The sequence below is a fragment of the Candidatus Clostridium stratigraminis genome (assembly GCF_045310675.1).
GTDB classification, from domain to species: Bacteria; Bacillota; Clostridia; order Clostridiales; family Clostridiaceae; genus Clostridium_AT; species Clostridium_AT stratigraminis.
In genome coordinates this window covers 1-1,765 of record NZ_JBJHZZ010000042.1, presented here as the reverse complement: position 1 = coordinate 1,765, position 1,765 = coordinate 1, and the positions used below count along the sequence as shown (strand labels likewise).

Genomic DNA, 1,765 nt, shown 5'->3' with positions numbered 1-1,765 from the left:
AACACTTCCAGCAGCTGCAAAACCATCTTCATAAATTGTCTTACCTGGCAAGATTATTGCACCCGCACCTATTCGCCCGCCTCTTTTTATAGTAACACCTTTAAACTTCCCAAATCTTTCTTTAGAACGTGCTGCATAATTATCATTAGAGGTTACAACACAAGGTGCAATAAAAACAAAATCTTCAACCTCTGAGTATGCAGTTAAATATACATCAGTTTGAATTTTGCAGTTTGATCCTACCTTGCAATAATTTTCAATAGTAGTTCCTCTTCCTATAATTGTTTTTGAGCCAATTGTTACATTTTCTCTTATTACAGCTGTATCTGCAACTAGAGTTTTTTCGCCAATTACGCAACCAGTATAAATTATAACTCCTGCACCTATTAAGCAGTCATCCTTTATTTCAGCTGGAGGTAATTTATCTTCATCTTTAAAAATACTGTTAACTGATCTCATAGGCAGCTTTCCTATTACAGAATTATCATCTATTCTAACATTATTTCCTATAATTGTCCCTTCATGTATAACCACATTGCTACCAATTAAACAATTGTTACCTATAGTTACTCCATCTTCTATTACAACAAAATGACCAAGTTTTGCATTTTCTCCTATGGAGCTTTTAGTAGATACATAATTCATAAAAAAACCTCATTTCTTAATTCTTTTATTAAAAAAGCCCTATTTAATATTAACCATTTCCAAAGTTGAAAAATTCTTTAATGGGAATTTAACTGGCATTCCAGTAAGTCTGGATTTGTATGCGGCTAAAATTATTGACATACCTTTTTTGCCCTCTTCCCCATTAATTAATGGTTCCTTGTTTTCTTTTATAGCATTTATCATATCTTTAAATAATGGTGTATGTCCAAAGCCATAAACTGTATCAGGATCTCCTTCTTGACCTTTTAATATTTCTTCTTCTGTATCTTTATTATCTGCAAATCTCCAAGTTTCTATTTTATTTACAGCAAGACCACCGATACATACAGTTCCCTTTTCACCAAAAATGCTTAAGGTTTCCTCTAAATTCTTTGGATAAACGCATGCGCTGCCTTCTATAATGCCTATTGAACCATTTTTAAATTTTATAAGTATGGCCCCAAAGTCCTCTGCTTCTATATCTCTTAAAAATGTATCACAGGCTGCATATACAGTGTCAATTTCGCCACCCATCATCCATTGTAATAAGTCAATATTATGTATACATTGATTCATTAAAGTACCGCCATCTAACTTCCAAGTACCTCTCCATGGAGCTTGCTCATAATATCCCATGTTTCTATTCCATAGAATTCTTGCTGTTGCATTTACAAGCTTACCAAATCTATTATCTTCAATTGCATTACGTAATTTTTGAATTGGCTCATTAAACCTATTTTGATGGCTTACACATAGCTTAACATTATTTTTTCTTGAACATTCAATCATATTATCTGCATCTTCAATTGATAACGCCATAGGCTTCTCAACAATTACATGCTTACCTTTATTCATGCAATATATTGCTATTTCTGGATGATATCCACTTTCAGTTGCTATTGTAACAACATCTATTTGTTCTTTTTCAAGCATTTTTTTATAATCAGTATAGACTTTAATATTTACAGAACTGTCTATATTATTTTCATAATCCCTTTTCTTTGCTATTGCATTTTCTTCAATTACATCGCAAACAGCAGTCAAAACAGCTTCGTCTTTATTCTGTACCAGCGCCTCAACATGTTTATAAGAAATTCTTCCACATCCTATTATAGCAAAT

2 protein-coding genes are annotated in these 1,765 nt (G+C 32.4%); both read right to left on the bottom strand.

The genetic code is table 11. The features are described from left to right. On the bottom strand, positions 1–645 hold a 645-nt coding region (locus ACJDUG_RS17760; RefSeq protein ID WP_406771203.1), incomplete at its 3' end, for an N-acetyltransferase. Positions 646–684: 39 nt separating this feature from the next. After that, the coding region (locus ACJDUG_RS17755; RefSeq protein WP_406771202.1) for a Gfo/Idh/MocA family protein at positions 685–1,765 on the bottom strand (1,081 nt) is incomplete at its 5' end.